The 26,258-nt window shown below is 67.7% G+C and carries 22 protein-coding genes; 19 read left to right on the forward strand and 3 right to left on the reverse strand.

The features are described 5' to 3' along the window. Positions 1-23: 23 nt before the first annotated feature. The 13 genes from murC to ACPXCG_RS11150 all read left to right on the forward strand — a co-directional run bounded on the left by murC (position 24) and on the right by ACPXCG_RS11150 (position 15,297). A complete protein-coding gene (gene murC / locus ACPXCG_RS11090; RefSeq protein ID WP_425791933.1) occupies positions 24-1,634 on the forward strand; it encodes a UDP-N-acetylmuramate--L-alanine ligase in 1,611 nt (536 codons plus the stop codon). Next, positions 1,631-2,338 carry a cell division protein FtsQ/DivIB gene (locus tag ACPXCG_RS11095; protein WP_425791935.1) on the forward strand — a complete coding sequence of 236 codons (708 nt, stop codon included), beginning with the start codon at positions 1,631-1,633 and terminating at the stop codon, positions 2,336-2,338. The genes murC and ACPXCG_RS11095 overlap by 4 nt, the downstream gene beginning before the upstream one ends. A 220-nt stretch (positions 2,339-2,558) precedes the next feature. Then, complete coding sequence (gene ftsZ / locus ACPXCG_RS11100) at positions 2,559-3,731, forward strand: cell division protein FtsZ (RefSeq protein WP_425791937.1); 1,173 nt, start codon at positions 2,559-2,561, stop codon at positions 3,729-3,731. An 8-nt stretch (positions 3,732-3,739) separates the two neighbouring features. After that, entirely contained in the window at positions 3,740-4,468 is a 729-nt protein-coding gene (pgeF, locus tag ACPXCG_RS11105) for a peptidoglycan editing factor PgeF (RefSeq protein ID WP_425791939.1), read from the forward strand. After that, positions 4,461-5,222 carry a YggS family pyridoxal phosphate enzyme gene (locus ACPXCG_RS11110; RefSeq protein WP_425791941.1) on the forward strand — a complete coding sequence of 254 codons (762 nt, stop codon included), beginning with the start codon at positions 4,461-4,463 and terminating at the stop codon, positions 5,220-5,222. The genes pgeF and ACPXCG_RS11110 overlap by 8 nt, the downstream gene beginning before the upstream one ends. A gap of 95 nt (positions 5,223-5,317) precedes the next feature. Next, on the forward strand, positions 5,318-6,052 hold the full coding sequence (locus tag ACPXCG_RS11115; protein WP_425791943.1) for a cell division protein SepF: 735 nt from the start codon (positions 5,318-5,320) through the stop codon (positions 6,050-6,052). Positions 6,053-6,328: 276 nt separating this feature from the next. Beyond that, entirely contained in the window at positions 6,329-6,649 is a 321-nt protein-coding gene (locus tag ACPXCG_RS11120) for a YggT family protein (RefSeq protein ID WP_164309288.1), read from the forward strand. A gap of 322 nt (positions 6,650-6,971) precedes the next feature. Continuing rightward, the gene (locus tag ACPXCG_RS11125) at positions 6,972-7,817 is read left to right on the forward strand and encodes a DivIVA domain-containing protein (protein ID WP_425791945.1); all 846 of its coding nucleotides are present in this window, start codon (positions 6,972-6,974) and stop codon (positions 7,815-7,817) included. A gap of 24 nt (positions 7,818-7,841) precedes the next feature. Beyond that, entirely contained in the window at positions 7,842-8,624 is a 783-nt protein-coding gene (locus tag ACPXCG_RS11130) for a hypothetical protein (RefSeq protein WP_425791947.1), read from the forward strand. A gap of 334 nt (positions 8,625-8,958) precedes the next feature. After that, the gene (ileS, locus tag ACPXCG_RS11135; protein ID WP_425791949.1) at positions 8,959-12,327 is read left to right on the forward strand and encodes an isoleucine--tRNA ligase; all 3,369 of its coding nucleotides are present in this window, start codon (positions 8,959-8,961) and stop codon (positions 12,325-12,327) included. 85 nt (positions 12,328-12,412) lie between these two features. After that, on the forward strand, positions 12,413-13,618 hold the full coding sequence (locus ACPXCG_RS11140; protein ID WP_425791951.1) for an NAD(P)/FAD-dependent oxidoreductase: 1,206 nt from the start codon (positions 12,413-12,415) through the stop codon (positions 13,616-13,618). Further along, positions 13,615-14,532, forward strand: a complete 918-nt coding sequence (sigJ, locus tag ACPXCG_RS11145) for an RNA polymerase sigma factor SigJ (RefSeq protein WP_425791953.1) — start codon at positions 13,615-13,617, stop codon at positions 14,530-14,532. The genes ACPXCG_RS11140 and sigJ overlap by 4 nt, the downstream gene beginning before the upstream one ends. A 267-nt stretch (positions 14,533-14,799) precedes the next feature. After that, positions 14,800-15,297 carry a MarR family winged helix-turn-helix transcriptional regulator gene (locus ACPXCG_RS11150; protein ID WP_425791955.1) on the forward strand — a complete coding sequence of 166 codons (498 nt, stop codon included), beginning with the start codon at positions 14,800-14,802 and terminating at the stop codon, positions 15,295-15,297. A 17-nt stretch (positions 15,298-15,314) separates the two neighbouring features. Here ACPXCG_RS11150 and ACPXCG_RS11155 read toward each other — a convergent pair whose 3' ends face one another. After that, entirely contained in the window at positions 15,315-16,001 is a 687-nt protein-coding gene (locus tag ACPXCG_RS11155; protein WP_425791957.1) for a TetR/AcrR family transcriptional regulator, read from the reverse strand. A 112-nt stretch (positions 16,002-16,113) separates the two neighbouring features. On the opposite strand from ACPXCG_RS11155, the gene ACPXCG_RS11160 reads away from it, so the two are divergent. After that, entirely contained in the window at positions 16,114-16,560 is a 447-nt protein-coding gene (locus ACPXCG_RS11160; RefSeq protein ID WP_425791959.1) for a nitroreductase/quinone reductase family protein, read from the forward strand. 101 nt (positions 16,561-16,661) lie between these two features. Next, complete coding sequence (locus ACPXCG_RS11165) at positions 16,662-18,122, forward strand: DNA polymerase IV (RefSeq protein ID WP_425792111.1); 1,461 nt, start codon at positions 16,662-16,664, stop codon at positions 18,120-18,122. 46 nt (positions 18,123-18,168) lie between these two features. Here ACPXCG_RS11165 and ACPXCG_RS11170 read toward each other — a convergent pair whose 3' ends face one another. Beyond that, the gene (locus tag ACPXCG_RS11170; protein WP_425791961.1) at positions 18,169-19,101 is read right to left on the reverse strand and encodes an asparaginase; all 933 of its coding nucleotides are present in this window, start codon (positions 19,099-19,101) and stop codon (positions 18,169-18,171) included. Between the two features lie 214 nt (positions 19,102-19,315). Between ACPXCG_RS11170 and ACPXCG_RS11175 the strand changes: the two genes are divergently transcribed. Further along, positions 19,316-19,873, forward strand: a complete 558-nt coding sequence (locus tag ACPXCG_RS11175) for a hypothetical protein (protein ID WP_425791963.1) — start codon at positions 19,316-19,318, stop codon at positions 19,871-19,873. Positions 19,874-19,972: 99 nt separating this feature from the next. Here the strand turns inward: ACPXCG_RS11175 and ACPXCG_RS11180 are convergent, their stop codons facing one another. Then, the gene (locus ACPXCG_RS11180) at positions 19,973-21,007 is read right to left on the reverse strand and encodes a hypothetical protein (protein ID WP_425791965.1); all 1,035 of its coding nucleotides are present in this window, start codon (positions 21,005-21,007) and stop codon (positions 19,973-19,975) included. Here ACPXCG_RS11180 and lspA point away from each other — a divergent pair. From lspA to dnaE, 3 genes are all read left to right on the forward strand, one after another. Further along, positions 20,999-21,652 (forward strand): signal peptidase II, encoded by a 654-nt coding sequence (gene lspA / locus ACPXCG_RS11185; protein WP_425791967.1) that lies wholly within the window; start codon positions 20,999-21,001, stop codon positions 21,650-21,652. The genes ACPXCG_RS11180 and lspA overlap by 9 nt on opposite strands. After that, a complete protein-coding gene (locus ACPXCG_RS11190) occupies positions 21,645-22,571 on the forward strand; it encodes an RluA family pseudouridine synthase (RefSeq protein ID WP_425791969.1) in 927 nt (308 codons plus the stop codon). Before lspA ends, ACPXCG_RS11190 begins: the two co-directional genes overlap by 8 nt. A gap of 141 nt (positions 22,572-22,712) precedes the next feature. Beyond that, the gene (gene dnaE, locus ACPXCG_RS11195) at positions 22,713-26,252 is read left to right on the forward strand and encodes a DNA polymerase III subunit alpha (protein ID WP_425791971.1); all 3,540 of its coding nucleotides are present in this window, start codon (positions 22,713-22,715) and stop codon (positions 26,250-26,252) included. Positions 26,253-26,258: the final 6 nt, after the last annotated feature.

Here is a 26,258-nt window from a genome sequence, read left to right on the forward strand (position 1 = left end):
CGTGGCACCGGGGCGGTGGGACGATGAACGGCGATTCCGTGAATGGTCCCATCGGTGAACTCCCCGAACGCCTTCGCCGGGTGCACATGGTGGGTATCGGCGGCGCGGGGATGAGCGGGCTCGCCCGGATCCTGCTCGCCCGCGGCGGTCAGGTGTCCGGTTCCGACGCGAAGAACAGCCGGGGCATCCTCGCGCTGCGCACCCGCGGAGCCCGCATCCAGGTCGGTCATGATCCGTCCGCTCTCGATCAGCTGCCGGGCGGTCCGTCGGTGGTCGTGACCACGCATGCGGCGATCCCCAAGACCAATCCCGAACTCGTCGCGGCTCGGTCGCGGGGCATCCCGGTCCTGCTGCGGCCCCGGATCCTGGCGGATCTGATGGCGGGATACCGCACCCTGCTCGTGGCCGGAACCCATGGCAAGACCTCCACCACCTCGATCGCCGTTGTCGCGCTGCAGCATTGTGGTGTCGACCCGTCGTTCGCGGTGGGTGGCGAGCTCAACGAATCCGGCACCAATGCCCATCACGGCAGTGGCGGCATCTTCGTCGCCGAGGCCGATGAGAGTGATGGGTCCCTGCTCGAGTACACCCCGGACGTTGTGGTGGTCACCAACATCGAGGTCGACCATCTCGATCACTTCGGGACCCGCGAGGCGTACGTCGACGTGTTCGACGAGTTCGCCGATCGCATCGCCCCCGGCGGATCGCTCATCGTGTGTCTCGACGACGAGGGCTCGGCGGCTCTGGCCGGTCGATGCGCACAGCGACTGACGGAACGGGGAGTGTCGGTGTTCGGCTACGGCGCGGGTCGGCATGCGGACCTCGCACCTGCCGCGAAGCAGGTCGCGACGCTGCTCTCCTGGTCGGCGCGGGGCTCCGGTGGGGTGGCGCAGGTGCGGTTCGACGCGCCGATCGCCGATCCGTCCGTCGAGCGCACCATGCTGTTGACCGTCCCCGGCGAACACATGGCGCTCAACGCGATCGGAGCTGTCGTCGCCTGTGTGCGCGCCGGTGGCGCGCTGGCGGGTGTCATCGACGGTGTCGAGGCTTTCGGTGGCGTTCACCGCCGTTTCGAATTCCGCGGCCGAACAGGCGATGTGGACGTCTTCGACGACTACGCGCACCACCCGACCGAGGTCCGGGCGGTGTTGACCGCCGCACGGCTCGCGGTCGAGAGCGTTGCGGCCGACACCGACGTACGGGGGACGGGTCGGGTCATCGCGGTGTTCCAGCCGCATCTGTTCTCGCGTACCCGTGATTTCGCGGTCGATTTCGCCGCGGCGCTCGATCTCGCCGACCAGGTCGTCGTGGCCGATGTCTACGGCGCACGCGAAGAGCCGATCCCGGGGATCAGCGGTGCCAGCATCGCCGATCGGGTGACCCGACCGGTCATCTTCCAGCCCGATCTGTCCGCGCTCGCGCGGACAGTTGCATCGGTGGCATGCCCCGGCGACCTGGTGCTGACACTCGGCGCCGGTGACATCACCATGCAGGGACCGGAGATTCTCGAGGCGTTGCGGGACCGCGGTGCCCACCACGCTGTCACCGCAGTCGCGGACGGTGCCGGAGCGAACGGTGCCGGAGCGAACGGTGCAGACACGGACGGTGCCGGAACCCCGGGGTCGCAACCGTGAGTCCGCGGGTGCGGGGGACCTCGCGTCGCTCCCGGCTCCTGCTGGGCACGGTCCTGGTGATCGTGGTGGTGGTCGGTCTCGGTCTGATCGCGTACTTCACCCCACTGATGTCGGTCCGGTCCACCGACGTCCACGACAATCGGGCGGTCCCGACCGACCAGATCGTCGGCGCGGCCCAGGTGGCCGACGGGACACCGCTGTTGCAGGTGGACACGCACGCGGTCGCGCAGCGGATCGCGGCGATCCCCTCGGTCGAATCGGTGCGGGTACAGCGGAGCTATCCGTCGTCGCTGACCATCACCGTCGTCGAGCGGCAACCGGTGGTGAAGGTGACCGACGGGCAGAAGGTCCATGTTCTCGATCGTTCCGGCGTCGGATATCTGACCTTCGACACCACAACCGGTGTACCGCCAGAGATGAACCGGTTGCCGGAGTTCTCGACACCCAATCCGGGCCCCGGCGACCCGACGACGACCGCCGCGCTCGCTGCCGTCTCCGGGTTGCCGGAATCGATCGGGCGACAGGTCGTCAAGGTGGCGGCCTCGTCGCCCGTCGACATCGAGTTCACCCTCAAGGGCAACAAGACCGTCGTCTGGGGCGACAGTGGGCAAGGGGCGGAGAAGGCCCGGACCCTCAGCGCCCTCCTGACGCGCCCGGCGACCACGTACAACGTGTCGAGCCCGGAGTTCCCTGCCTACAAGTGACCACGCGGCGTCCGCGCCGGCGACGCCGTGTCGACGTCCGTGGTGGTCGTCGGCACGTGACATCCATGAAAAATGCGGTCCAACTTCGCGACACGCCGCACGCTTGCTGGTTACCGCGCCATTCGGTGCCTAACGTCATCCCCATCATCCATCTACTTGACATAACTCTAAATCTATGGTTCAGGTTTAGGGTTTCGGATCGAACGAGGAAGGCGGGCACATGACGCCACCGCACAACTACCTGGCCGTGATCAAGGTCGTCGGCATCGGCGGCGGCGGTGTCAATGCCGTCAACCGAATGATCGAACAGGGACTGAAAGGTGTTGAGTTCATTGCCATCAACACCGATGCCCAGGCCCTGTTGATGAGCGACGCCGACGTCAAACTCGACGTCGGTCGGGACTCGACCCGTGGGCTCGGTGCCGGCGCCGACCCGGAGGTCGGGCGTCGCGCGGCCGAGGATGCCCGCGACGAGATCGAGGAACTCCTCAAGGGCGCCGACATGGTGTTCGTGACCGCCGGTGAGGGCGGCGGCACCGGAACCGGCGGTGCGCCGGTCGTGGCGTCGATCGCCCGCAAACTCGGCGCACTGACGGTGGGTGTCGTCACGCGGCCCTTCTCCTTCGAGGGCAAGCGCCGCGGCGGGCAGGCGGAGGCGGGTATCACGGCGCTCCGGGAATCCTGCGACACCCTCATCGTCATCCCCAACGATCGGCTCCTACAGCTCGGCGACGCGCAGGTCAGTCTGATGGATGCGTTCCGCAGCGCAGATGAGGTGCTGCTCAACGGTGTTCAGGGCATCACCGATCTGATCACCACCCCGGGGCTGATCAACGTCGACTTCGCCGACGTCAAGGGTGTGATGAGCGACGCGGGCAGCGCCCTGATGGGCATCGGGTCCTCGCGCGGCGAGGAACGCGCGAAGAAGGCGGCCGAGGCGGCGATCAACTCGCCACTCCTCGAGGCATCGATGGAAGGTGCTCGCGGCGTGCTCATCTCGATCGCAGGCGGCAGTGATCTCGGTCTGTTCGAGATCCACAACGCGGCGACACAGGTGCAAGAGGCCGCCCACGAGGACGCCAACATCATCTTCGGCACCGTGATCGACGACAACCTCGGCGACGAGGTTCGCGTGACCGTCATCGCGGCCGGATTCGACAGTGGCGCACCGCGTAAGCGCACCGAGATCCCGGCCGCCGCGACGGGCAAGTCGACCGTCGGTTCCGGACAGGCGGGTGCGGTCGCGGCCAACTCACAGGACAACGACCCGCTGTTCGGCAAGATGCCGGCCGGCACCGGCGACCCGTTCGTCGAGGCGCAGGAGCGTCCGCGGCGCAACAACGTCACCCTCGACGACGACGACGTCGATGTGCCGTCGTTCATGAAGCGCTGAGCTCGCCCGTGCGGGTTCGCCGCGTGGTCACCAGCCGGTCCGGTGGCGCTTCGGTGGCGCCTTACGATTCGTTCAACCTGGGCGATCATGTCGGCGATGACCCGAAAGCCGTTGCCGAGAACCGGACTCGACTCGCCGAGCAGATCGGACTGGCGGCAGGACGGATCGTGTGGATGGAACAGATCCACAGTCGCAATGTCACCGTGGTGACCGGTCCGGTGGACGAGCCGGTGCCGGCGACCGACGCATTGGTCACCACGGAGACCGACCTGGCGCTGGCTGTGTTGTCCGCGGACTGTGTGCCGGTACTGCTCTCCGACGACGAGGCCGGCGTGATCGCAGGCGTGCACGCCGGACGAGTTGGTGCACGCATCGGGATCGTGCCGGCGACATTGCGCGCGATGATCGAACTCGGCGCCCGGCCGGAGCGGATCGGCGTCCTGCTCGGGCCGGCAGCCGCCGGGGCCGACTACGAGGTGCCGCCGCACATGCAGCGCGACGTCGAAGAACATCTCCCCGGCAGCGCCTGTGTGACCGCCAAGGGCACAACGGGTCTGGACCTGCGCGCGGGACTGCGCCGTCAACTCCTCGCCGCAGGTGTGGGTGCGGTGGCCGCGGATCCGCGGAGCACTGTCGCGGACCCTGAACTGTTCAGTCATCGTCGTGGCGCGCCGACCGGCCGGCTCGCCTCGGTGATCTGGATGGACTCCCGGCCCGCCGAGGGTGCCGATGGCTGACGAGGTGATTGACGCGCGGACACGCGAACTGGCCGAACGATATTCGGCTGCGCGCGAGCGTCTCGATGCTGCGGTCGCCGCGGCCGGCCGGAAACGCGGCGACGTCGAGTTGATGGTGGTGACCAAGTACTTCCCGGCCGACGACGTGCGGCGGCTGCTCGGCCTCGGCGTGCGGTGCTTCGGTGAGTCGCGGGAACCGGAGGCGAGCCGCAAGCTGGCCGAGCTCGCTGCGGACGACCCGACGGATGGTCGGCCCGGTGATCCGGCCGCGGTCTTCGACATGATCGGTTCTGTCCAGTCCAAGAAAGCGAAAACTGTTGCCGCGTGGGCCCGTTCGGTGCATTCTGTGGATCGGGACAAGGTGGTCGACGCCCTCTCTCGGGGGGCGCAGGCGGCGGTGGATGCGGGCGAGCGGTCCGAGCGGCTGGGCATTCTGTTGCAGGTGAGCCTCGACGGGGATCCGCATCGGGGTGGCGCACTGGTCGACGATCTGCCGGAGCTGGCCGAGCGTGTCCGGACCGCGCCCGGACTATTTCTGGCCGGCCTCATGGTGATCGCGCCGCTCGAGGGTTCGGTCGACCATTGGATGTCACGGGCTGCCGAGATCCGCGAGGGCTTCCTCGCCGATCATCCGGAGGCCCGCGCACTGTCCGCCGGGATGTCGGGTGACCTGGAATCCGCGGTGGCGCACGGTTCGACATGCGTGCGTGTCGGTACCGCGATCATGGGACCTCGACCGTTAGTCTCTCAGTAATCACATTGGTCACATGAGAACCAACGAGCACACAGATCGACAACTGCACCACCCACTGCTTCCCCCGGCAGCGTTGGACGACAGAGAGGCCAGCTATGACCACGATGCAGAAGTTCAAAGCATATTTCGGCATGGTGCCTCCAGGTGAATACGAGGACGACTACCTGGAGGAACCGGGTGGTCCGGTGCGCGGCGGACGCGCCTATCGCGACGACTACTACGGTGAGTCCGCTTATCGCGAACCCGGCTTCCGCGAGGGTCCGCGCGACGTCGACTTCGCGTACGTCGACGATCGCCGCTTTCCGGCGGAATTCGATCAGCAGGGCTTCGGGGGGAACGGGTACGAGATGAATTCCTACGACGGCGGCGGATACGAGCCCGTCCCGGAATATGCCTACGCCGGTGGTCGGCACGCCGGCGAGCAGGTCGAGCGGATGCGTCCGCAGCGGCTCGAACCATTGCAGCGATCGGGCATGCGGGCGGCCGGTGTGCCGCGCGCACCGATGAACACCGACGAGCGTGAACTCGAGCGCGTCTTCGCCGATGGTCCGCTGCAGAAGATCACCACCCTCCGCCCGTCGGACTACGGGGAGGCCCGCACGATCGGTGAGCGTTTCCGCGACGGGAACCCGGTCATCATGGATCTCGTCGACATGAGCAACGACGACGCGAAGCGACTCGTCGATTTCGCCGCGGGTCTGGCGTTCGCCCTGCGCGGCTCCTTCGACAAGGTGGCGACGAAAGTCTTCCTCCTGTCGCCTGCCGACGTCGACGTCTCGCCCGAGGATCGGCGCAAGATCGCCGAGACCGGGTTCTACAACCACAGCTGAGCACACGTTCGGGCAGCGGCCCTCTCTGCATCATGGCGATGTGGGAGGGCCGTTGTCGTGTCCGGCGCCGGGAGCGTAGCGAGCGGGCCGATTCGGCGCCGGCGCCGGGAGCGTGGCGAGCGGGCTGATTCGGCGCCGGCGCCGGGAGCGTGGCGAGCGGGCCGATTCAGCACCGGCGCCGGGAGCGTAGGGAGCGGGCCGATTCAGCACCGGCGCCGGGAGCGTAGGGAGCGGGCCGATTCAGCACCGGTGGGACATATCAGGCAACCTGGTGTGGTGACGATTCTGTTCCAGGTTCTCTATTACCTGCTGTTCATCTACTGGCTGCTCCTCCTCGCGCGACTTGTCGTCGAACTGGTGCGGACCTTCGCACGTGAATGGCGGCCCACGGGGTTCGCGGTGGTGATCATCGAGATCGTGTTCACCACGACGGATCCCCCGATCCGGGCATTGCGGAGGATCCTCCCGCCGATCCCGCTGGGGCCGGTGCGCCTCGACCTCTCGCTCATGATCGTGATGATCGTGGTGTTGATCGCCATGCAGATCGTCAGTTCACTCAGCCGGAGCTCGGCGGCCGCCCTGGCAGGATTGGCGTGAGCTGGGGGGTTTGTTGTGATCGACTCCGGGCCGTCGCCGACGGGCCGAACCTGGTCGATGACTGCACACCTTCGGTGGTTTACGGTTGGATGTCATCATCGAGTGACCGTTTCATTGCAAGAGCGCATCGATCTCCTGCTACGAACGGTTCTCGTGTGACAGGATTTGACGCCAGTTACCAATTGGACTGGTATGAATAAACAGTGACAGCCTGTAGCAAAGACTGTGCAGACTGGGTGTGCTGCCAACTGAACAGAGCTTGATCCCGACCCACATCTCGACTGACAAAGATGATCTCGACCGACAAATGAGGGGAACCGACATGCGGCTGACTCCAGCTGATGTGCACAACGTCGCGTTCAGCAAACCGCCTATCGGTAAACGCGGCTACAACGAGGATGAAGTCGATCAGTTCCTCGACTTTGTCGAGGCCGAACTGGCCCGTCTCATCGAGGAGAACGGCGACCTGAAACAGAGGGTCGAGGAGCTCGAAGGCGATCTGGCTGATGCACGTTCGTCGGCGCCCGCCGCCGGAGCGGCCGCGGCCGCCGCGTCGTCCGCACCGGCCGCAGAGGAGCGCACGCAGGTCTTCGCCGCCGCGCCGGAACAGCAGGCACCACAGCAGAGCGCTGCACCCAAGCAAGAGTTCGGCGGGGACGACGCGAACGTCCGTGCCGCCCGCGTGCTCGCGCTCGCCCAGGACACCGCGGACCGCCTGACCTCGACCTCGCGGCAGGAGGCCGATTCGCTGGTCACGGATGCGCGAACGCGTGCCGACACGATGGTGTCGGAAGCGCAGGCCAAGGCGGACGGGCTGCTCACCGATGCGCGACAGCGGTCGGAGGCCATCCTCGCCGACGCGCAGACGCGTTCGGAGGCGCAGGTACGCCAGGCACAGGAGCGTGCCGACGCCCTGCAGAGCGATGCAGAGCGCAAGCACAGCGAGATCATGGGCACCATCAACCAGCAGCGGACCGTGCTCGAGGGCCGGATCGAACAGCTGAAGGTGTACGAGCGCGAGTACCGGACCCGTCTCAAGACCTACCTGGAGTCCCAGCTCGAGGAGTTGCAGCAGCGAGGAAGTGCGGCACCCGTCGAGGGTGGACGTGCCGATTCCTTCTCTTCGGATCCGGGTAACGGCGGTTTCACCAGTTACTCACCGAGTTAGTCGGCGAGTAGCAGGGAGTAGTTCGTGCTGACGCTGGCCCTGGCGGCAACGCTGGTCGGGTTTGTGCTACTGGTGCTCGGCCTGATCACCGGTACCGTGTGGCTCGCCATCGCGTGCATCATCGTGTGTTTGGTAGGCCTCGGATTGCTGATCGCCGACATCGTCGGGTCGGGTCGTCGCAACGAGGAGCCGTCCATCAGCGATTTCGTTGCGGCCGATGATGGTTCGTTGTCCGTGGCGAATGAGGATGCCGGCGGACGTCATGAGGGGGCCTCGGATACGCGGACGAGGTCGGCGCCGACCGAGCCCCGATCCGGAGTCGCGAGCGACGCGCCCCAGCGCGCATCCGATACACCGACAGCCGATGCCGGCGGCACACGGTCCGCACCGCGACCGCCGGAGCCGCACCAGGGTGAGTCCGTGCCTCGGGCCGGCCGCGAGGGCACCTACGACGACTATCTGCGTTCGGTCGGTGGCTACGGCGGTGACGCCGGCGTGACTGCGCCGCGTCCCGCGGATCAGACCCCTTCGCCGCCTCCGCGCGGACCGGGATCGTATGAGAGGCAGTTCCCGCCGCCCGGGCGCGGGGCGCCGGGAACCCACGCGGCCCCCGACGATCCGGCCACCGAGTCGTTTCCTCCTCAGCAGCGCCGCCCGTCGGCGCCGAGTGGACCGCAACAGCGCCCGCCGGGGCACCAGCCTTCGGAGGGGTGGGAGACCGGGGACGAGGATCGGTCGCACCCGCGTGAGTCCCGCACACAGAAATTCGATCCGCTGGACCCGAACTGGCGGCCCCCGCCGGAATGACCGCGGGTCACCGACGGCCCCTCGACAAACGATTGGTCTGCACGCCGGTTCCGCGGCTACACTCGATGCTGCGTTGATCCGGCAATCACCGGGGAGCACCCGGAAGAACAGGGCGCCGTCACGGCGCACTTGGTAGACCCGGGCGGGAGCGGCCCGACACAGCCGTGGGTGCGCGGTGTGACCGCGGACCGGAGAGAGGCGCCGAACCGGCTTCGATCAGGACCGGTGGCGCAAGCGGGGTGGTACCGCGCGGATCGGGTGGTCGTCGACGACCTGATATGCGTCCCCGTGCCAAGAGCAGTCATACGCATGCCAGGCACGAGGAGACCGACCGATGACCGACACGGTCCACAGCAACGACCCGACCGACGCCGCACCACAATCCGACCGTCCCGCCGGAGCGCGTGTCTATCCGGTCGCCGACATGACGACCGACGCCGGGAGCGCAGCGAGCGGGTCGAGTGCTACCGACGCCGGGAGCGCAGCGAGCGGGTCGAGTGCTGCCGACGCCGGGAGCGCAGCGAGCGGGTCGAGTGCTACCGACGCCGGGAGCGCTACCGACACCGCACGCAGCACACCGTCCTTCCCGGACGTCGAGGAGCGCGTCCTCGCGTACTGGGAGGCCGACCAGACATTCGCGGCGTCGATCGCCAATCGTGCCGACGCCGAGGAGTTCGTCTTCTATGACGGGCCGCCGTTCGCCAACGGACTCCCGCATTACGGTCATCTGCTGACCGGGTACGTCAAGGATCTGGTACCGCGGTACCAGACCATGCGCGGCAAGAAGGTCGAGCGCCGCTTCGGCTGGGACACCCACGGTCTGCCGGCCGAACTCGAGGCCGAACGCCAGCTCGGGATCACCGACAAGTCGGAGATCGAGACGATGGGCATGGAGAGGTTCAACGACTACTGTCGCGACTCCGTACTGCGCTACACCGGCGAGTGGCGCGATTACGTGACCCGGCAGGCCCGCTGGGTCGACTTCGACAACGACTACAAGACGCTGGATCTCGACTTCATGGAGTCGGTGATGTGGGCGTTCAAGCGGCTCTACGACAAAGGTCTGATCTACCAGGGTTACCGTGTCCTGCCATACAGCTGGTACGAGCAGACACCGTTGAGCAACCAGGAATCCAAGCTCGACGACGCCTACCGCATGCGCCAGGACCCGGCGGTCACAGTGCGGATGCCACTGGTGGTCACCGACGGGCCGCTGACCGCACTCGACGGTGTGAACGCGCTGATCTGGACGACCACCCCGTGGACGTTGCCGTCGAACCTCGCCATCGCGGTCAACCCCGACGTCGAATACGTGCACGTGAGGTCCGCGGACGGCCAGGAGTACCTGCTGGCGAAGGCGCTGCTGGGTAGCTACGCCAAGGAGATCCCTGAGCCGGAGATCGTCGGCAGCTACGGCGGTGCCGAGCTGGCCGGTCTGTCGTACACGCCGCCGTTCGACTTCTTCGTCGGCCATCCGAACGCACACCGGGTGCTGCTCGGCGACTATGTCACCACCGACAGCGGCACGGGTGTCGTGCATCTCGCGCCGGCCTTCGGCGAGGAGGACATGGACCTGTCCACGGCGAACGGCATCGAGGTCGTGCAGCCGCTGGATCCGGGTGGCCGGTTCACGGCCATGGTGCCGCCATACGAGGGTCTGATGGTGTTCGACGCCAACCCGGCGATCATCAAGGACCTGAAATCCGTCGGAAAGATCCTGCGTCACGACACCATCGAGCACTCGTACCCGCACTCATGGCGGTCGGGGAAGCCGTTGATCTACATGGCGGTTCCGTCGTGGTTCGTCGCGGTCACCCCGATCAAGGACCGGATGCTCGAGCTGAACAAGCAGATCACCTGGGCGCCGGAGCACATCCGCGACGGTCAGTTCGGCAAGTGGCTCGAGGGTGCGCGGGACTGGAACATCAGCCGCAATCGCTTCTGGGGTGCGCCGATCCCGGTGTGGATCTCCGACGATCCGGATCATCCGCGGATCGACGTCTACGGCTCTCTCGACGACCTAGAGCGCGATTTCGGTGCGCGGCCGGACAACCTCCATCGTCCGTACGTCGACGAGTTGACCCGGCCGAATCCCGATGATCCGTCCGGGAAGTCGACCATGCGTCGCGTCCCGGAGGTGTTCGACTGCTGGTTCGAGTCCGGCTCGATGCCGTTCGCCCAGGTGCACTACCCGTTCGAGAACTCCGAGTGGTTCGACGGAGATCCAGATCAGGGTGTGTTGCCACACAATCCGGGTGACTTCATCGTCGAGTACAACGGGCAGACCCGCGGCTGGTTCTACAACCTGCACGTCCTGGCGACGGCTCTGTTCGATCGTCCGGCATTCAAATCCGTCGCCGCACACGGCATCGTGCTCGGGGACGACGGACAGAAGATGTCGAAGTCCAAGCGCAACTACCCGGACGTCAACGAGGTCTTCGACCGTGACGGCTCCGATGCGATGCGCTGGTTCCTGATGGCCAGCCCGATCCTGCGTGGCGGCAATCTGGTCGTCACCGAGCGCGGCATCCGGGAGGGCGTGCGTCAGGCGCTGTTACCGCTCTGGAACGCCTACAGCTTCCTGCAGCTCTACGCCGAACGGCCGGCCGCATGGCGCACCGATTCCACGAACGTGCTCGACCGGTACATCTTGGCCAAGCTCGCGGTCACCCGCGACACCATGACCGAGGCGCTCGACACCTACGACGTGTCGGGAGCATGCGATGCGTTCCGCGAGTTCGTCGAGTCATTGACGAATTGGTACGTGCGTCGCTCGCGTGCGCGGTTCTGGGGCGGGCAGGACGAGGACCCCGATGCGTTCGACACGCTGTACACGGTGCTGGAGGCGGCGAGCCGACTCGCCGCACCTCTGCTGCCGCTGGCGACCGAGGCGATCTGGCGCGGTCTGACCGGCGGTCGCTCGGTGCACCTGACGGACTGGCCGTCGGCCGGCGACCTGCCGTCGGACCCTGATCTCGTCGCAGCGATGGACGAGGTGCAGGAGGTCTGTTCGGTGGCGTCGAGTGTGCGCAAGGCGAACAAGCTCCGGGTCCGTCTGCCGCTGCCGGGGCTGACCGTCGCGTCGCCCACCGCCGAGCAGCTGGCGCCCTTCAAGGGCCTGATCGCCGACGAGATGAACGTGAAGTCGGTGACTCTGGCCACCGATGCGGACGCCTATGGTCGGCACGAGATCGTGGTCAACGCCCGCGCAGCCGGACCGCGCCTGGGTAAGGACGTCCAGCGCGCGATCAAGGCGGTCAAGGCCGGCAACTGGACGGTTCAGAACGGCGCGGACGGCGCCGAGGTTGTCGTCGCCGACGGGATCGAGCTGCACGACGGCGAGTACACCCGCCGGCTGGTCGCGGTCGAGCCCGATTCGACCGCGGAGATGCCCGGTGGGCGGGGGCTGGTAGTGCTGGACACGACGGTGACGCCGGAACTCGAGGCCGAGGGCTGGGCCAAGGATCGTGTCCGGGAACTCCAGGATGCGCGCCGCACCCTGGGCCTGGACGTGTCCGATCGCATCACCGTCCGCCTCGTCGTGCCGGCGGGGCGTCTGGCCTGGGCCGGCACACATGCCGAGCTGATCGCGGGCGAGGTGCTGGCGGTGGCGTTCGACGTGGCCGATGCCGAGAGTGGGCCCGGTGCCATCGACCTCGGCGACGGGGTGACGGCAGACATCACGAAGGCGGCTACCTCGTAACCCTGTGTGATCTGAGTCACTCCGTGTCACGCGACGGCGGCGGCCGGTGTCCTGAGACTGTCCACCTTTCGACAAAGGAGCAGTCATGAGTGCATCACAGGTGAGCGCGTCGCGTCGCCGGCAGATCCTCGTCCTCGGCGGCGGTTACGCCGGGACGATGGCCGCCAACCGGCTCAGTGCGGCGGACGACGCCGATGTGGTCCTGGTCAACCCGCGACCCCGGTTCGTCCACCGGATTCGGTTGCACCAGTGGGTGGCCGGTACGGGCACGGCCGACGAGGACTTCCGGCACGTGCTCAACGGGCGGGTCCGTCTCGTCGTCGACACGGCCGGCCGGATCGACGCAGCGGGGCGACGGGTCGAACTGGCTTCGGGCGCGGCCCTCGACTACGACCACCTCGTTTATGCGATCGGGTCGTCGGGCACCCCGGCCGACGCGATCGACGGGGTTGCCGAGTACGGCTTCGCGTTGGGGGAATGGGAAGCGGCGCAGCGACTCCGGGCGCACCTCGCCGGAATCGGCAGGACGGATCCGCGCGCTCCCGCGACCGTGATCGGTGGTGGGCTGACCGGCATCGAGATGGCCGCGGAACTGGCAGACGCAGGTGTGCCGGTCCGGGTCGTATGCGGTGCGACCCTGGCACCGTCGTTCGGTGCCCGTGCCCGGCAGCAGGCTCGTCGTCGGCTGGCGAAGCTGAGCATCGAGATCCTCGAGGATTGCCACGTCGCGAGCGTCGGACCGGATACCGTCACCATCGTGGAACGCGGTGAGCGTCGAGTCGTGCGCAGCTCGACGACGATCGTCGCGGCCGGGTTCGGTGTGCCCGATCTGGCCGCGGCCAGCGGACTGTCGACCGACGCGATCGGCAGGCTCATCACCGACGAGACGCTGACGAGTGTCGACGACCCGCGGATCGTGGGCGCGGGGGATTCCGTGGCACCGTCGGGCATGCCGTTCCGGATGAGCTGCCAGGCGGCGAACCAGTTGGGCCCGCACGCCGCCGACACGGTGCTCGCTCGGCTGGCCGGGGCCAAACCGGTCGCGGTCCGACTCGCCTTCGTCGGGCAGTGCACCTCACTCGGCCGGCACGGTGCCGTGATCCAGTCGACGCACCTCGACGACACACCCGCACGTGCCGTCGTATCGGGCCGGATCGCCGCGACGATCAAGGAAGTGGTCTGCCGCAGTGTGATCTGTGGACTTCGCGTGGAGGGACGTCGACCGGGTGCGATGCCGTCGTTCGGACGACCGCGCGAAACAGGCGACCGTGGCGCCGAGGTGGTCGCGTGACCTCCGATCTCGATGAGCACGACTCCGAGGAGCATGTCCGCCGGTTCACCGAACTACGGCCGCTGTTGTTCACGGTCGCGTACGAGATCCTGGGGTCCGCGACGGATGCCGACGACGTGCTGCAGGAGAGCTATCTCCGGTGGGCCGTCGTCGATCTCGGCTCCGTCGACGACACCAAGGGCTATCTCGCAAAGGTGGTGACCCGCCAGGCACTGAACGCGCTGCGGGCGTCGTCGCGGCGTCGGGAACAGTACGTGGGGCCGTGGCTGCCGGAGCCGATCCTGCTCGATGAGCGCGACGCCGCCGAGGATGTCGTGCTCGCGGAATCGGTCTCCACGGCCATGCTCGTCGTTCTCGAGACCCTCAGCCCGGACGAGCGGGTCGTGTTCGTGCTGCGAGAGGTGTTCGGGTTCGGCCACGACGAGATCGCCGAGATGGTCGGCAAATCCGACGCGGCGGTCCGGCAGGCCGCGCACCGGGCGCGGGCGCACGTGCAGGCACGGCGACGGCGGTTCGAGCCCGTCGATGCCGCACGCACGGCCGAGATCGCCGATGCGTTCATGATGGCGGCGGAGTCCGGTGAGATCGAGACGCTGATGGCGATGTTGTCGCCGGACGTCGTGTTCACCGCGGACAGTGACGGCAAGGCCAGCGCGGTGCGCCGTCCGATCCGCGGGGCTCTTGCGGTGGCCCGTCTGCTGGCCGGATTCGCGAGCGTCGGGCCGACACTCGAGGAGTTCCGGGTGGAGCCGGCGATCTTCAACAGTCTGCCCGGCATGCGGCTGTTCTTCGGCGGTGAGCTGCAAGGGGTGTTTGTGCTCGACGTGGTCGACGGTCTCGTCGCCGACATCTACGCCACCCGTAATCCGGACAAACTGCTCGGGGTCGGGGAACCACGCCGGATCTCGCGGTGACAGCGTCAGATCCCGATCGCGTCGAGCATGTCGCCCACCATGGCGACGCGGTCGGCGGTGAGGTGCCGCCCTCGGCCGGTCCGCCTCGACAAGCGGGCAGGCACACCCGCTGTATCTCGGTCAGGGTGCCGGCGGACATCCGCCGGAGTTCGATCTCGCTGAGGACGTGTTGACTCAGGTCGAAACCCATCCGGCCGCGCGCGAAGAAGGCCCAGTCGATGACCACGAACTCGTCGTCGGACGCCAGGGGATGGGGCACGCGTCGTCGTGCGCACTCAACAGCGGCAGGCACTCGATCTCGTCGAACAACGCGGGTGTGCGGTCGATGAATCGCATCATGCGTTCGCGGAACCAGGGGTCGACATGCCCCGGCATGCCGCGGAGCTCCTTGGCGCAGCGCTCGGCGAACTGCGTGCCGCGTTCCCGAGCGACGACTGGGATGGGTTGCGCCCATCGCACTTCCGTATTCTGGAGGCGGTCGAGAGGGGTGCGCTGCGGACGGTTGATCTCGCTGCCGAACTGGGGATGACCAAACAGGGTGCCGGCCGGCACGTCGCCCATCTGTCCGATCGGGGATTCGTCACGCAGCAGCCCGATCCCGATGATCGGCGGGCCCGTCCCGTCGAGCTGACCGAACGGGGTGTCGAGACCCTCGGCCGCCTTCATCGTCGGCTGGCCGCCGTCGAGCGCGACTGGATTCGACAGGTCGGGCGTGAGGACTATGCGACGTTCGGTCGGGTGCTGACGATCATCGTCGACTCCTGACGGTCACATCGGGCGGATCACGCGCCGATCGGTGCGAGTGCGCGCTCGACCTGCGCGAGGAACAGGGCCTCCGGCTCGGCGAAGGTGTCGGACCCGTACTGACCGAAGACCTCCAAGCTGATCCCGCCGATCGTCGTCGCCCACAGGGTGGTCGCCGCGAGCATCGCGTCGTCGGGCAGATCGGTGCCGAATTCCGTTCGGATGGCGTCGAAATCGCTCGTCACCGACGGCGGCACCGACTTCGCGGCGGCAGGGTCCCGGGTTGCGTGCGCGCGTGCGACCTCGGCGATGAGCGTCCCGACGACCCGCGTGCCCGGCCCGACGGTCTGCTCGGCCGGGGCCGTGTACCCGGGAACGGGGCTGCCGTAGAGCAGCGCCCATCGGGACGGATCGTCGACCGCCCATCGCCGCAGTGCCCGTGTCGCGGCACGCAGACGATCGCGCGGGCGGGTCTCGTCGACGACGGCGATGGCTGCATCGACCGTGTCCGCGAGATCGGAGTAGGCCTCCACGAGCAGCAGGGTGAGGAGGTCGTCGCGGCTGGGGACGTAGCGGTACACCGCCGACGACACCACGCCCATGTCGCGGGCGATCGCGCGCAGCGACAGGCCCGCCGCGCCGTGGGTGCGCAGGTGTTCCCGGCCCAGACGGCGGATCTCCGATTCCATGGCGGCGCGGTTGGCTGCGCGTGTTCGGCCTGTCATGGGGACAAGTGTCGCATAAAAAGAGAGCACTGCTCTTGATTTGCTGCCCAAGGACGTGCAGACTAAGTATTCGAGAGCGGTGCTCTCGAATACGACCTCGAAAGGGAAGACCATGACCGCGATGCACTACAGCGCCCCGAAGGGCTTCGACAACATCTTCAACAAGAGCGTGCGCTGGCTCGCCGATCACGGGGTGAATCTCGCGGGAGCGCGGACCCTCACCGTGACAGGGCGGGTCAGCGGGAAGCCGCAGAGCGTGCCGGTGAACCCGATGCGATTGGGCGGCCGCGAGTACCTGGTGGCGCCGCGTGGCACCACGCAGTGGGTACGTAACGTGCGGGCGAACGATGCTGCCGAACTGCGACGCGGTCGCAGTCGTCGCGCGGTCCGCCTGGTCGAGGTGGCAACCGCCGACCGCGCACCGATGATCCGCGCCTACCTCGACAAGTGGGGGTGGGAGGTCGGTCGGTTCCTGCCGGAGGGCATGGGCACCGAACCCGACGACGCCACACTGGCCGCCCACCTCGACGATCTGCCGGTGTTCGAGATCCGGTCCTGAGGTCGGATGACCGTCCGAACTACGATGCGGGGGTGGCGTCCGCCGTCCCATCACCGTCCGGGCCCGCGGGCCCCGATCCCGAGCGCAGTGCGCGGTGGGTGATGCATCTGGACATGGACGCGTTCTTCGCATCGGTGGAACAACTGACCCGACCGACGCTGCAGGGCCGTCCGGTGCTCGTCGGCGGGACGGGCGGCCGCGGCGTGGTGGCGGGTGCCAGCTATGCGGCGAGGGCGTTCGGCGCCCGCTCGGCGATGCCGATGCATCAGGCCCGGCGGCTGATCGGCGCCGGAGCGGTGGTGCTCCCACCGCGGGGCGGTGTCTATCGCGTGGTGAGCGCCCGCATCTTCGGACTGGTCCGCGACGCGATCCCGGTGATCGAGATGCTCTCCTTCGATGAGGCGTTCGGCGAGCCTGCGGAACTCGCCGGGGCCTCGGTCGAGGAGGTCACGGCATTCGCCGAACGTCTGCGGGGCCGGATCCGTGACACTGTGGGCATCGCGGCGTCGGTCGGCTTCGGCAGTGGTAAACAGATCGCCAAGATCGCCTCCGGACTCGCCAAACCCGATGGGGTGATGGCGATCCCGCCGAGTCGTGAACTCGCCTTCCTGCACTCGCTCCCGGTCCGCAAGTTGTGGGGGATCGGGCCGGTGTCGGGCGACAAGCTGCAGCGGCTCGGCATCGAGACGATCGGCGACTTCGCCGCGATGTCCGAGGTGGAGGTCACCTCGGTGCTCGGGGTGACGCTCGGGCCCGCCCTGCACAGGCTCGCGCAGGGCGTCGACGACCGCCCGGTCGCCGAACGGGCCTCGGCCAAGCAGATCAGCGCCGAGTCCACCTTTCCCCGCGACCTGGTGGAGCTCGACGAATTACGCCCGGCCATCGACGCCGCGGCCGAGGGTGCGCACCGGCGGCTGATGTCCGACGGGCGTGGCGCCCGCACGGTGGTGCTGAAGCTCAGGCGGTCCGACATGTCGGTGCTGACGAGGTCGATGACGCTGCCGGCCGCCACCACCGAACTGTCGGTGCTGGTCTCGGCCGCGCAGCGACTCGCCCTCGACCCGCGCAGCATCGGACCGATCCGGCTCGTCGGCGTTGGTTATTCGGGACTTACTGCGGTGCAACAGTTCTCACTGTTCGCTGACCTGGAAGGGGAGTGGGGTGCGCCCGGCGCGACGGCGGCCGAATCCGAGGATGTCGAGGCCGCGTTCGTGGCGGCGGGGGCCTCCGGGCCGATGGCTGTCCCCGCCGATGCCGTCCCCGCCGCTGGTGTTCCCGCCGGCGGATTCACCGACGACAGCTCCGACACGACCCTCGACGACCCCGCGGCGCACGAGCACTGGGAGACCGGCGCCGACGTGACACACCCCGACCACGGCCACGGGTGGGTACAGGGGAGCGGGCACGGGGTGGTGACTGTCCGGTTCGAGACGCGCGCGACCGGACCGGGCCGTGCGGTGACCTTCGCCAGCGACGATCCCGCGGTGCGGCGCGCCGATCCGCTCGACAGCCTCGCGTGGCCCGATCTGGGCTCGTCGGAAGTGCGCGACGACGCCGACTGACCGTCCGTTCTGTAGGGTGGCCGGTTCGTCCGCCGGGGCGTGCACGTCATCCCGGCGGTTCGACGGCATCGAAGAAGTCGCGGATCTCGTTCGGGTCTGCTCCCGCCGAGATCAGCGCGAGCAGTGCGATCCGCGCCTGTGGGGCGCGCAGCCAGCGCGACACGATGGCGCCGGCGCGGGCGAGGTCCACGGCCCCGCCGCCCCCGCCGTAGGCGGGTACGACGGCCCCGAAAGGCACCCGACTGGTCACCACCACGACGACGCCCGCGCGAACCGCGGCGGACACCTCGGCGGTGATGTCCGGGTGGGTGTTGCCCGATCCGGTGGCCGCCAGCACGATGCCCGACGTCTGCTGGGAGACGGCGGCCGCGATGATGCCCGGCGCCACGCCCGGATAGAGCGTGAACGCGTCCACGCGGGCGTGCCGCCTCCGCGGCACCCGGCGTCCGATCGGCCGTCGCGGTAATGCGTCGTGCACATTGTCGAACGCCGCCAGATCAGTCGTCGAGGACTTGAAGATGCCACGTGCCGAACGGATCTCGCCGCCGATCGCGATCAGGACCCCGCGGCCTCGCGATGTCGGATCGGTGATCGCCCGCAACGCCGCGGCGATGTTGTCCGGACCGTCCGGCGCAGGCGCGTCGGCGGGTCGCTGCGCACCCGTGAACACCACGGGCCGGTCGTCGGTGAGGAAGAGGTCGGTGAGATATGACGTCTCCTCGACCGTGTCGGTGCCATGCGTGACCACCACACCGGCCACCGTCGGATCGGTCAGCGCGTCCACGATCGCCGCGACGATCGCGAACTGATCGGAGATGGTCATCGCCGAACTGTCCACCGACATCAGATCGATGGCCGTGATGTCGCCGTTATCGGGCCGCAGATCGGTTGCCGCCAGGCTCGGTACGGCGCCGTCGGCGGTGGTCAGCGCCGCGATCGTGCCGCCGGTGGTGATCAGGACGGTGCGGGTGTTCGCCATGGTGTTCAGCGTCGATGGAACCTGCGCGTCGCGTCAACCGTTGGCGATCCGACCGCGACGGTTCCCGGCTCGGATGTTGGGGCCCTCGTCGTCCATTTGGCATAGTGGTGTGAGTTTTGGCGGCTCGGAGGGGGATGAGCCGACCAGGATCTGCCAGGACCTGCAGCGGGGGAGAGTCCGCTGCAGGCGTGACGAACGACAGTGAGGGAGATCGGTGAAGTTTCCGAAGATCGTGACCGCCGCGTTGATCGCGGCGTCGGTCGCATCGGTTGCGGCCTGTGGCAGCGACGACAGCGACGTGCCGGACGTGCCGACCGTGTCGTCGGCGGCGAGCTCGGCGGACGCCGGAGGGAGCAGTGCGGACGACGTGACCAACCCGAATCAGCGGCCATCGGTGGCGACGCTGAATGCGATGCTCACCAAGGCGCTGGACCCGAACGTGCCGAACTCGGAGAAGACCGAGCTGGTCGAGGGTTCCTCGGCCGACCCGACGGTCTTCGACAAGCTGGTCAAGGCCAAGCAGGACAACCCGGACGTCACCTATGAGATCTTCCCGCCGGTGATCCCGGCCGGCCCCAACAAGGCCACCGTGAAGGTCCAGGTCAAGCTGCCCGACAACCCCCCGACCAAGCTGGACGCGGGGATCGTCTACACCGACGGACGGTGGATGTTGTCGAGTGACACGGTCTGTCCGCTGATCACGGCGAACAACGTCACCACCCCGATGTGCAAGTCGTCAGGTGGCGCCTCGACATCGAAGGCGCCCAACTGACCCGGAGCGTCGCTCGACAGAAGTGACGGGCCGGTGACACGAGCAGCTGCGCGTGTCACCGGCCCGTTTCTGTCGGGTCCGGCGGCCGTGGTCGTCCGGTCAGCGCCACCGGACGGAGAGTCCGGTCTGCTGTATCAGCGGCCGGCTGGGGTCGCTGCCGACCAGGGCCCGCGCGCCGGAGAGCTCGATGGAGCCGGCCACCGGCAGCCCACGGGTGAGGTCGATGGTTACCTGTCCGGTGCCGCCGTTGGAGAAGCGGGTGATGGACAGGGTCTGATCACTGCCGGGAATGGCGAATACCGAGTTGACCGGAGTCTCGTCGACGCCGACGTCGACCACCATCCGATTGCCGTCCCACGACTTCAGGGTCGCGTCGATGTGCTGTGTCACCGTCGCGGCCCCACTGATGATGCGCTCGACGCGCCAGCGCGCACCGGGGCCGATCGGTTCGGTGGGGACGGGTACCGAGAGCTGGAGGGCCTGGACGAAGGACTGTTCGACGGCGCTGCGCGCCTCGGGACCGGCATCCTCGGCCGGGAGCAGGCGCAGCGAGATCGGCATCGAACCTGGACCGATGGCCAGACCCGCCCGGGAGTTCTCGACCGCCCGCAACTGGTCGGCGAGGACCGGTTCCGGCGACGTCACGTGGCCCAGCGTCATCTCGAGGTCGGTGGAGTCGGTGCAGTGGAAGCGTGCCTGCAGCGGCATCTCGACGGTCTGGGTCTTGGTGTCGCCGGGCGAGAGCACCGACGAGGTGGTCACCATGGTCGACCGCTGCGGACTGGTCCGATCGGGAGCTGCAGCGGCGGTGCGCCTGTCGGCGCCGCCCGCGTCGAGCAAGGTCACCTTCGCCGGCGGGATCGGCAGGAGGTTGACGCCCTCTCGGCCCGACGTCGAGTCGTCCGAGCAGCCTGCCTGCGCCGCGGTGGAGGACGTGTCGCCGGCCTGGTCATCGGAACCACAGCCGGCGAGGGCGACGACCAACAGCGCCGCGACGGCGATGCCTGCGCATCGACTCGGTGGCCGTACATGCCACCCCGAACCTGATGTGACGACGCGGGAGAGGAACACGGCAGCCAGGGTATTGCAGGCCTCGTGGATGATGGTGAGGTGGATGATGGAGTCATGAGTCAAGCGACACCCGGTCCGGTGGACGGCGGTGGCGCCGACGGCGTGGCCGGGACGCCGCCCGCCGGGGTCGGGTCGGACGGCCCGGGCGACGGTGTCACCGGTGGTGGTCGACCCACGATGGTGTGGGTGCTGCTCGCCATCGCCCTCGGGGTCATCGGCCTCGACCTGCTGACGAAGACGCTGGCCGTGGCGCATCTCGACCCGGCACAGCCGGTGCACATCGTCGGTGACGCCATCACGCTGCGCCTGGTGCGCAACAGCGGCGCGGCCTTCTCGATGGCGTCGGGATACACCTGGGTGCTGACCGTCGTGGCGCTCGTGGTGGTGCTGGGGATCATCCGCTACAGCAGTCGTCTGCGATCGGCGTGGTGGATCGTCGGGCTCGGCCTGGTGCTCGGCGGTGCGATGGGAAATCTGGCCGACCGCATCTTCCGCGCGCCCGGCCCGTTGCGCGGGCACGTCGTCGACTTCGTGTCGGTCGGCTGGTGGCCGGTCTTCAACGTCGCGGATTCGGCGGTGGTGTGCGGCGCGATCCTGCTCGTCGCGTTGTCGCTGCTGGGCTTCGAGTACGACGGATCGCGGACCGGCTGGGCGGCGCGCCGGGCCGGGCACGGTGAGCCGGTGTCGGCGGAGGACGCCGATGCGTGAATCGAGGTCGATGCCGGTTCCCGACGGGGTCGACGGCATGCGGCTCGACGCCGGGGTCGCCCGCATCCTCGGGTTGTCGCGCACGGTCGCCGCAGCGCTCGCCGAGGCCGGTGACATCACCGTCGAAGGGGTGGCCGTCGGCAAATCGCACAAGCTGGCCGCCGGCAGCTGGCTCGATGTGACGCTGCCCGAACCGGCACAACCCCTGAGGGTCGAACCCACGCCGGTCGAGGATCTCGACGTCATCTACCACGACTCCGACATCATCGTCGTCGACAAGCCGGTCGGGGTGGCCGCGCACCCGTCACAGGGATGGAGCGGACCCACCGTGGTCGGCGCGCTCGAGGCGGCCGGCTACCGGATCTCGACGTCGGGGGCATCCGAACGTCAGGGGATCGTGTCCCGACTCGACGTCGGGACGTCGGGCGTGATGGTCCTTGCGGTGTCCGAACGGGCGTACTCGCTGCTCAAGCGTGCGTTCAAGGAACGCGACGTCGACAAGGGCTATCACACGCTGGTGCAGGGACACCTCGATCCGCCGACCGGCACGATCGACGCACCGATCGGCCGTCATCGGGGCAGTGACTGGAAGTTCGCGGTGACCGCCAGCGGCAAACCGAGTGTCACCCACTACGACACGCTCGAGATGCACGCATCAGCGTCGCTGCTGGACATCCATCTCGAGACCGGTCGGACGCACCAGATCCGGGTCCACTTCTCGGCGCTGCACCATCCATGTTGCGGCGACCTGACCTATGGCGCCGATCCGGTGCTGGCCGAGCGGCTCGGTCTGCAGCGGCAGTGGCTGCATGCGCGTTCGCTGGCGTTCGCGCATCCTGCCGACGGCCGGCGGGTGGAATTCACCAGTCCGTATCCGGCCGATCTGCAGCACGCCCTGGACGTCCTGCGCGACACTTGACGGTCCCTCGGTCCGACACGCCGGACCGACACACCGAGCCGATCGCCCCATCTGTCACAGTCGGGCGCGCCCCGCGAAGACTGTCGGACGACGCGCCTAAAGTGGTCGTCGTCGTGACAGCTGTCGAGGTGAGAGGGATTCGTGGCCGATTCGTTCGTTCACCTGCACAACCACACCGAGTATTCGATGCTCGACGGTGCCGCCAAGGTGTCGCCGCTGTTCGCGGAGGCCCAACGCCTCGGGATGCCCGCGATCGGCATGACCGACCACGGGAACATGTTCGGGGCCAGCGAGTTCTACAACGCCGCGGTCAAGCACGACATCACCCCGATCATCGGTATCGAGGCCTACATCGCACCCGCGTCGCGGTTCGACACCAAACGAGTCCTGTGGGGCAACCGGGACCAGAAGAGCGACGACGTCTCCGGCAGCGGCGCATACACGCACATGACGATGATGGCGCGCAACGCGACCGGGCTACGGAACCTCTTCAAGCTGTCGTCGCTGGCCTCCATCGAGGGACAGCTGGGCAAGTGGTCGCGGATGGATGCCGAGCTGATCGCGGAGTACGCGGACGGGATCATCGCGACGACGGGCTGCCCGTCCGGCGAGGTGCAGACCCGGTTGCGTCTCGGGCATGAGCGCGAGGCCCTCGAGGCCGCGGCGAAGTGGCAGGAGATCTTCGGCAAGGACAACTTCTACCTGGAGTTGATGGAGCACGGACTGGAGATCGAGCGGCGGGTGCGTGAGGGCCTGCTCGACATCGGTCGCCGGCTGGGGATCAAGCCGGTGGTCACCAACGACTGCCACTACGTCACCCGCGACCAGTCGACCAGCCACGAGGCCCTGTTGTGTGTCCAGACCGGCAAGACGCTGTCGGATCCGACGCGGTTCAGGTTCGGCGGCGACGGCTACTTCCTGAAATCGGCCGCGGAGATGCGCGAGCTGTGGGATGCGCAGGTGCCCGGTGCGTGTGACACCACGCTCGAGATCGCCGAGAAGGTGGAGAGTTACGCCGACGTCTTCGAGCATCGCGACCGGATGCCGGTCTTCCCGGTGCCCGAGGGCGAGACGCAGCAGACGTGGCTGCGCCGTGAGGTCGCGAAGGGCCTGAAGAGCCGCTTCGATCCGGAATCCGTCCCGGACGAGTACGCGCGCCGCGCCGACTACGAACTCGACGTGATCATCGAGATGGGCTTTCCCGCCTACTTCCTGGTGGTCGGCGACCTCATCCGGCACGCCCAGGAGGTCGGCATCCGGGTCGGGCCGGGCCGCGGCTCGGCGGCGGGCTCGCTGGTCGCATATGCGTTGGGGATCACCAACATCGATCCCATCCCGCACGGTCTGCTGTTCGAGCGGTTCCTGAATCCCGAGCGCGTGTCCATGCCCGACATCGACATCGACTTCGACGATCGCCGTCGCGGTGACATGGTCCGCTACGCGACGGAGCGGTGGGGTAGCGACAAGGTCGCCCAGGTCATCACCTTCGGCACCATCAAGACGAAGGCCGCGATCAAGGACTCGGCCCGCGTCCAGTTCGGTCAGCCCGGCTTCGCCATCGCCGACAAGATCACCAAGGCGTTGCCCCCGCCGATCATGGCCAAGGACATCTCGGTGTCGGGCATCACCGATCCCGACCACGAGCGGTTCAACGAGGCGTCCGAGGTGCGGTCACTGATCGAGACCGACCCCGACGTCAAGCGGATCTACGACACCGCACTGGGGCTCGAAGGCCTGATCCGCAACGCAGGCGTGCACGCCTGCGCGGTGATCATGTCGTCGGAGCCGCTGACCGACGCGATCCCGGTCTGGAAACGTGCGCAGGACGGCGCCATCATCACCGGCTGGGACTATCCATCGTGCGAGGCCATCGGTCTGCTCAAGATGGACTTCCTGGGTCTGCGCAACCTCACCGTCATCGGTGACGCGATCGAGAACATCAAGACCAACCGCGGTGTCGACCTCGATCTCGACGCTGCCCCGCTCGACGATCCCAAGACCTACGAGCTCCTCGCCCGCGGCGACACCCTCGGCGTGTTCCAGCTCGACGGCGGCGCGATGCGCGAACTGCTGAAGCGTATGCAGCCCACCGGCTTCGAGGACATCGTGGCCGTGCTCGCGCTGTACCGGCCCGGTCCGATGGGCATGAACGCCCACAACGACTATGCCGACCGCAAGAACGGGCGGCAGCAGGTCCGCCCGATCCACCCGGAACTCGAGGTGCCGCTCAAGGAGATCCTCGCCGACACCTACGGCCTGATCGTCTACCAAGAGCAGATCATGCAGATCGCACAGAAGGTGGCCGGATATTCGCTCGGTCGAGCCGACATCCTGCGTCGCGCGATGGGTAAGAAGAAGGCCGAGGTCCTCGCCGCCGAGTTCGAGGGCTTCGAAGAGGGCATGAAGTCCAACGGCTTCTCGTCGGCGGCGATCAAGGCGCTGTGGGACACGATTCTGCCGTTCGCCGGATACGCGTTCAACAAGTCGCACGCCGCGGGCTACGGCCTGGTCTCTTTCTGGACGGCGTACCTGAAGGCGAACTACAAGGCCGAGTACATGGCCGGTCTGCTCACCTCGGTCGGCGACGACAAGGACAAGGCGGCCATCTACCTGTCCGATTGCCGCAAGCTCGGTATCACGGTGTTACCGCCGGACGTCAACGAATCGCAGCGCAACTTCGCGGCCGTCGGCGGCGACATCCGCTTCGGTCTCGCGGCGGTGCGCAACGTCGGTACGGGCGTGGTCTCGGCGATCCTCGCCGCGCGTGAGGAGAAGGGCAAGTTCACCAGCTTCTCCGATTACCTCGGCAAGATCGACGTCACCGCATGCAACAAGAAGGTCACCGAGTCGCTCATCAAGGCCGGTGCGTTCGACTCGTTGAGTCATCCGCGCAAGGGGCTCTTCCTCGTCCACGGCGACGCGGTGGAATCCGTCATCGGCACCAAGAAGGCCGAGGCGATCGGACAGTTCGACCTCTTCGGCGACGCCGGTGGGGCCGACGACACGATGTCCGAGGTCTTCGCCGTCAAGGTGCCCGACGAGGAATGGGATTCCAAGCACAAACTGGCGCTGGAACGGGAGATGCTGGGGCTCTACGTCTCCGATCACCCGCTGGCCGGGGTGGCGCACGCCATCGCGGCCCAGACCGACACATCGATCACCGCGCTCCTCGAGGGCACGGTCGGTGATGGTGCGCAGATCACCATCGGCGGCATCATCTCGTCGGTCAACCGTCGCGTGAACAAGAAGGGCGAGCCGTACGCGGTCGTCACCCTCGAAGACATGGTCGGTGGTGTCGAGGTCTACTTCTTCCCACGGTCGTTCCAGGTCTACGGGCTCGACATCGTCGCGGACAACATCGTGCTGATCAAAGCGCGGGTCAACAGACGCGACGACAGCACGATGATCAGCGCCAACGATCTCGCGGTACCCGACCTGGCGGTGGTGGGAACGGCGAAACCGGTGTCGCTCACGCTCAGTGCACGGACATGCACCCCCGACCGGGTGCAGGCGCTCAAGCAGGTCCTCACGCGACACCCCGGTACCGCGGATGTGCACGTCACGCTCGTCAGTGAGCAGCGGTCGACGATCCTGCGGCTCACGGAGACGTTGCGCGTCAGCCCGAGTTCCGCGCTGATGGGCGATCTCAAGGCGCTGCTCGGACCGAGTTGTCTGGGCTGACGGGCC

Origin of the sequence: Gordonia sp. DT218 (assembly GCF_049847105.1) — a bacterium.
Taxonomy (GTDB): domain Bacteria; phylum Actinomycetota; class Actinomycetes; order Mycobacteriales; family Mycobacteriaceae; genus Gordonia.

Bases quoted from the DNA above. Each gene is read 5' to 3' on its own strand.
- murC (WP_425791933.1), top strand. From the start codon at position 24: ATGAACGGCGATTCCGTGAATGGTCCCATCGGTGAACTCCCCGAACGC.
- ftsZ (WP_425791937.1), top strand. From the start codon at position 2,559: ATGACGCCACCGCACAACTACCTGGCCGTGATCAAGGTCGTCGGCATC.
- ACPXCG_RS11110 (WP_425791941.1), top strand. From the start codon at position 4,461: ATGGCTGACGAGGTGATTGACGCGCGGACACGCGAACTGGCCGAACGA.
- ACPXCG_RS11115 (WP_425791943.1), top strand. From the start codon at position 5,318: ATGACCACGATGCAGAAGTTCAAAGCATATTTCGGCATGGTGCCTCCA.
- ACPXCG_RS11125 (WP_425791945.1), top strand. From the start codon at position 6,972: ATGCGGCTGACTCCAGCTGATGTGCACAACGTCGCGTTCAGCAAACCG.
- ileS (WP_425791949.1), top strand. From the start codon at position 8,959: ATGACCGACACGGTCCACAGCAACGACCCGACCGACGCCGCACCACAA.
- ACPXCG_RS11140 (WP_425791951.1), top strand. From the start codon at position 12,413: ATGAGTGCATCACAGGTGAGCGCGTCGCGTCGCCGGCAGATCCTCGTC.
- ACPXCG_RS11155 (WP_425791957.1), bottom strand. From the start codon at position 16,001: ATGACAGGCCGAACACGCGCAGCCAACCGCGCCGCCATGGAATCGGAG.
- ACPXCG_RS11160 (WP_425791959.1), top strand. From the start codon at position 16,114: ATGACCGCGATGCACTACAGCGCCCCGAAGGGCTTCGACAACATCTTC.
- ACPXCG_RS11165 (WP_425792111.1), top strand. From the start codon at position 16,662: ATGCATCTGGACATGGACGCGTTCTTCGCATCGGTGGAACAACTGACC.
- ACPXCG_RS11170 (WP_425791961.1), bottom strand. From the start codon at position 19,101: ATGGCGAACACCCGCACCGTCCTGATCACCACCGGCGGCACGATCGCG.
- lspA (WP_425791967.1), top strand. From the start codon at position 20,999: ATGAGTCAAGCGACACCCGGTCCGGTGGACGGCGGTGGCGCCGACGGC.
- ACPXCG_RS11190 (WP_425791969.1), top strand. From the start codon at position 21,645: ATGCGTGAATCGAGGTCGATGCCGGTTCCCGACGGGGTCGACGGCATG.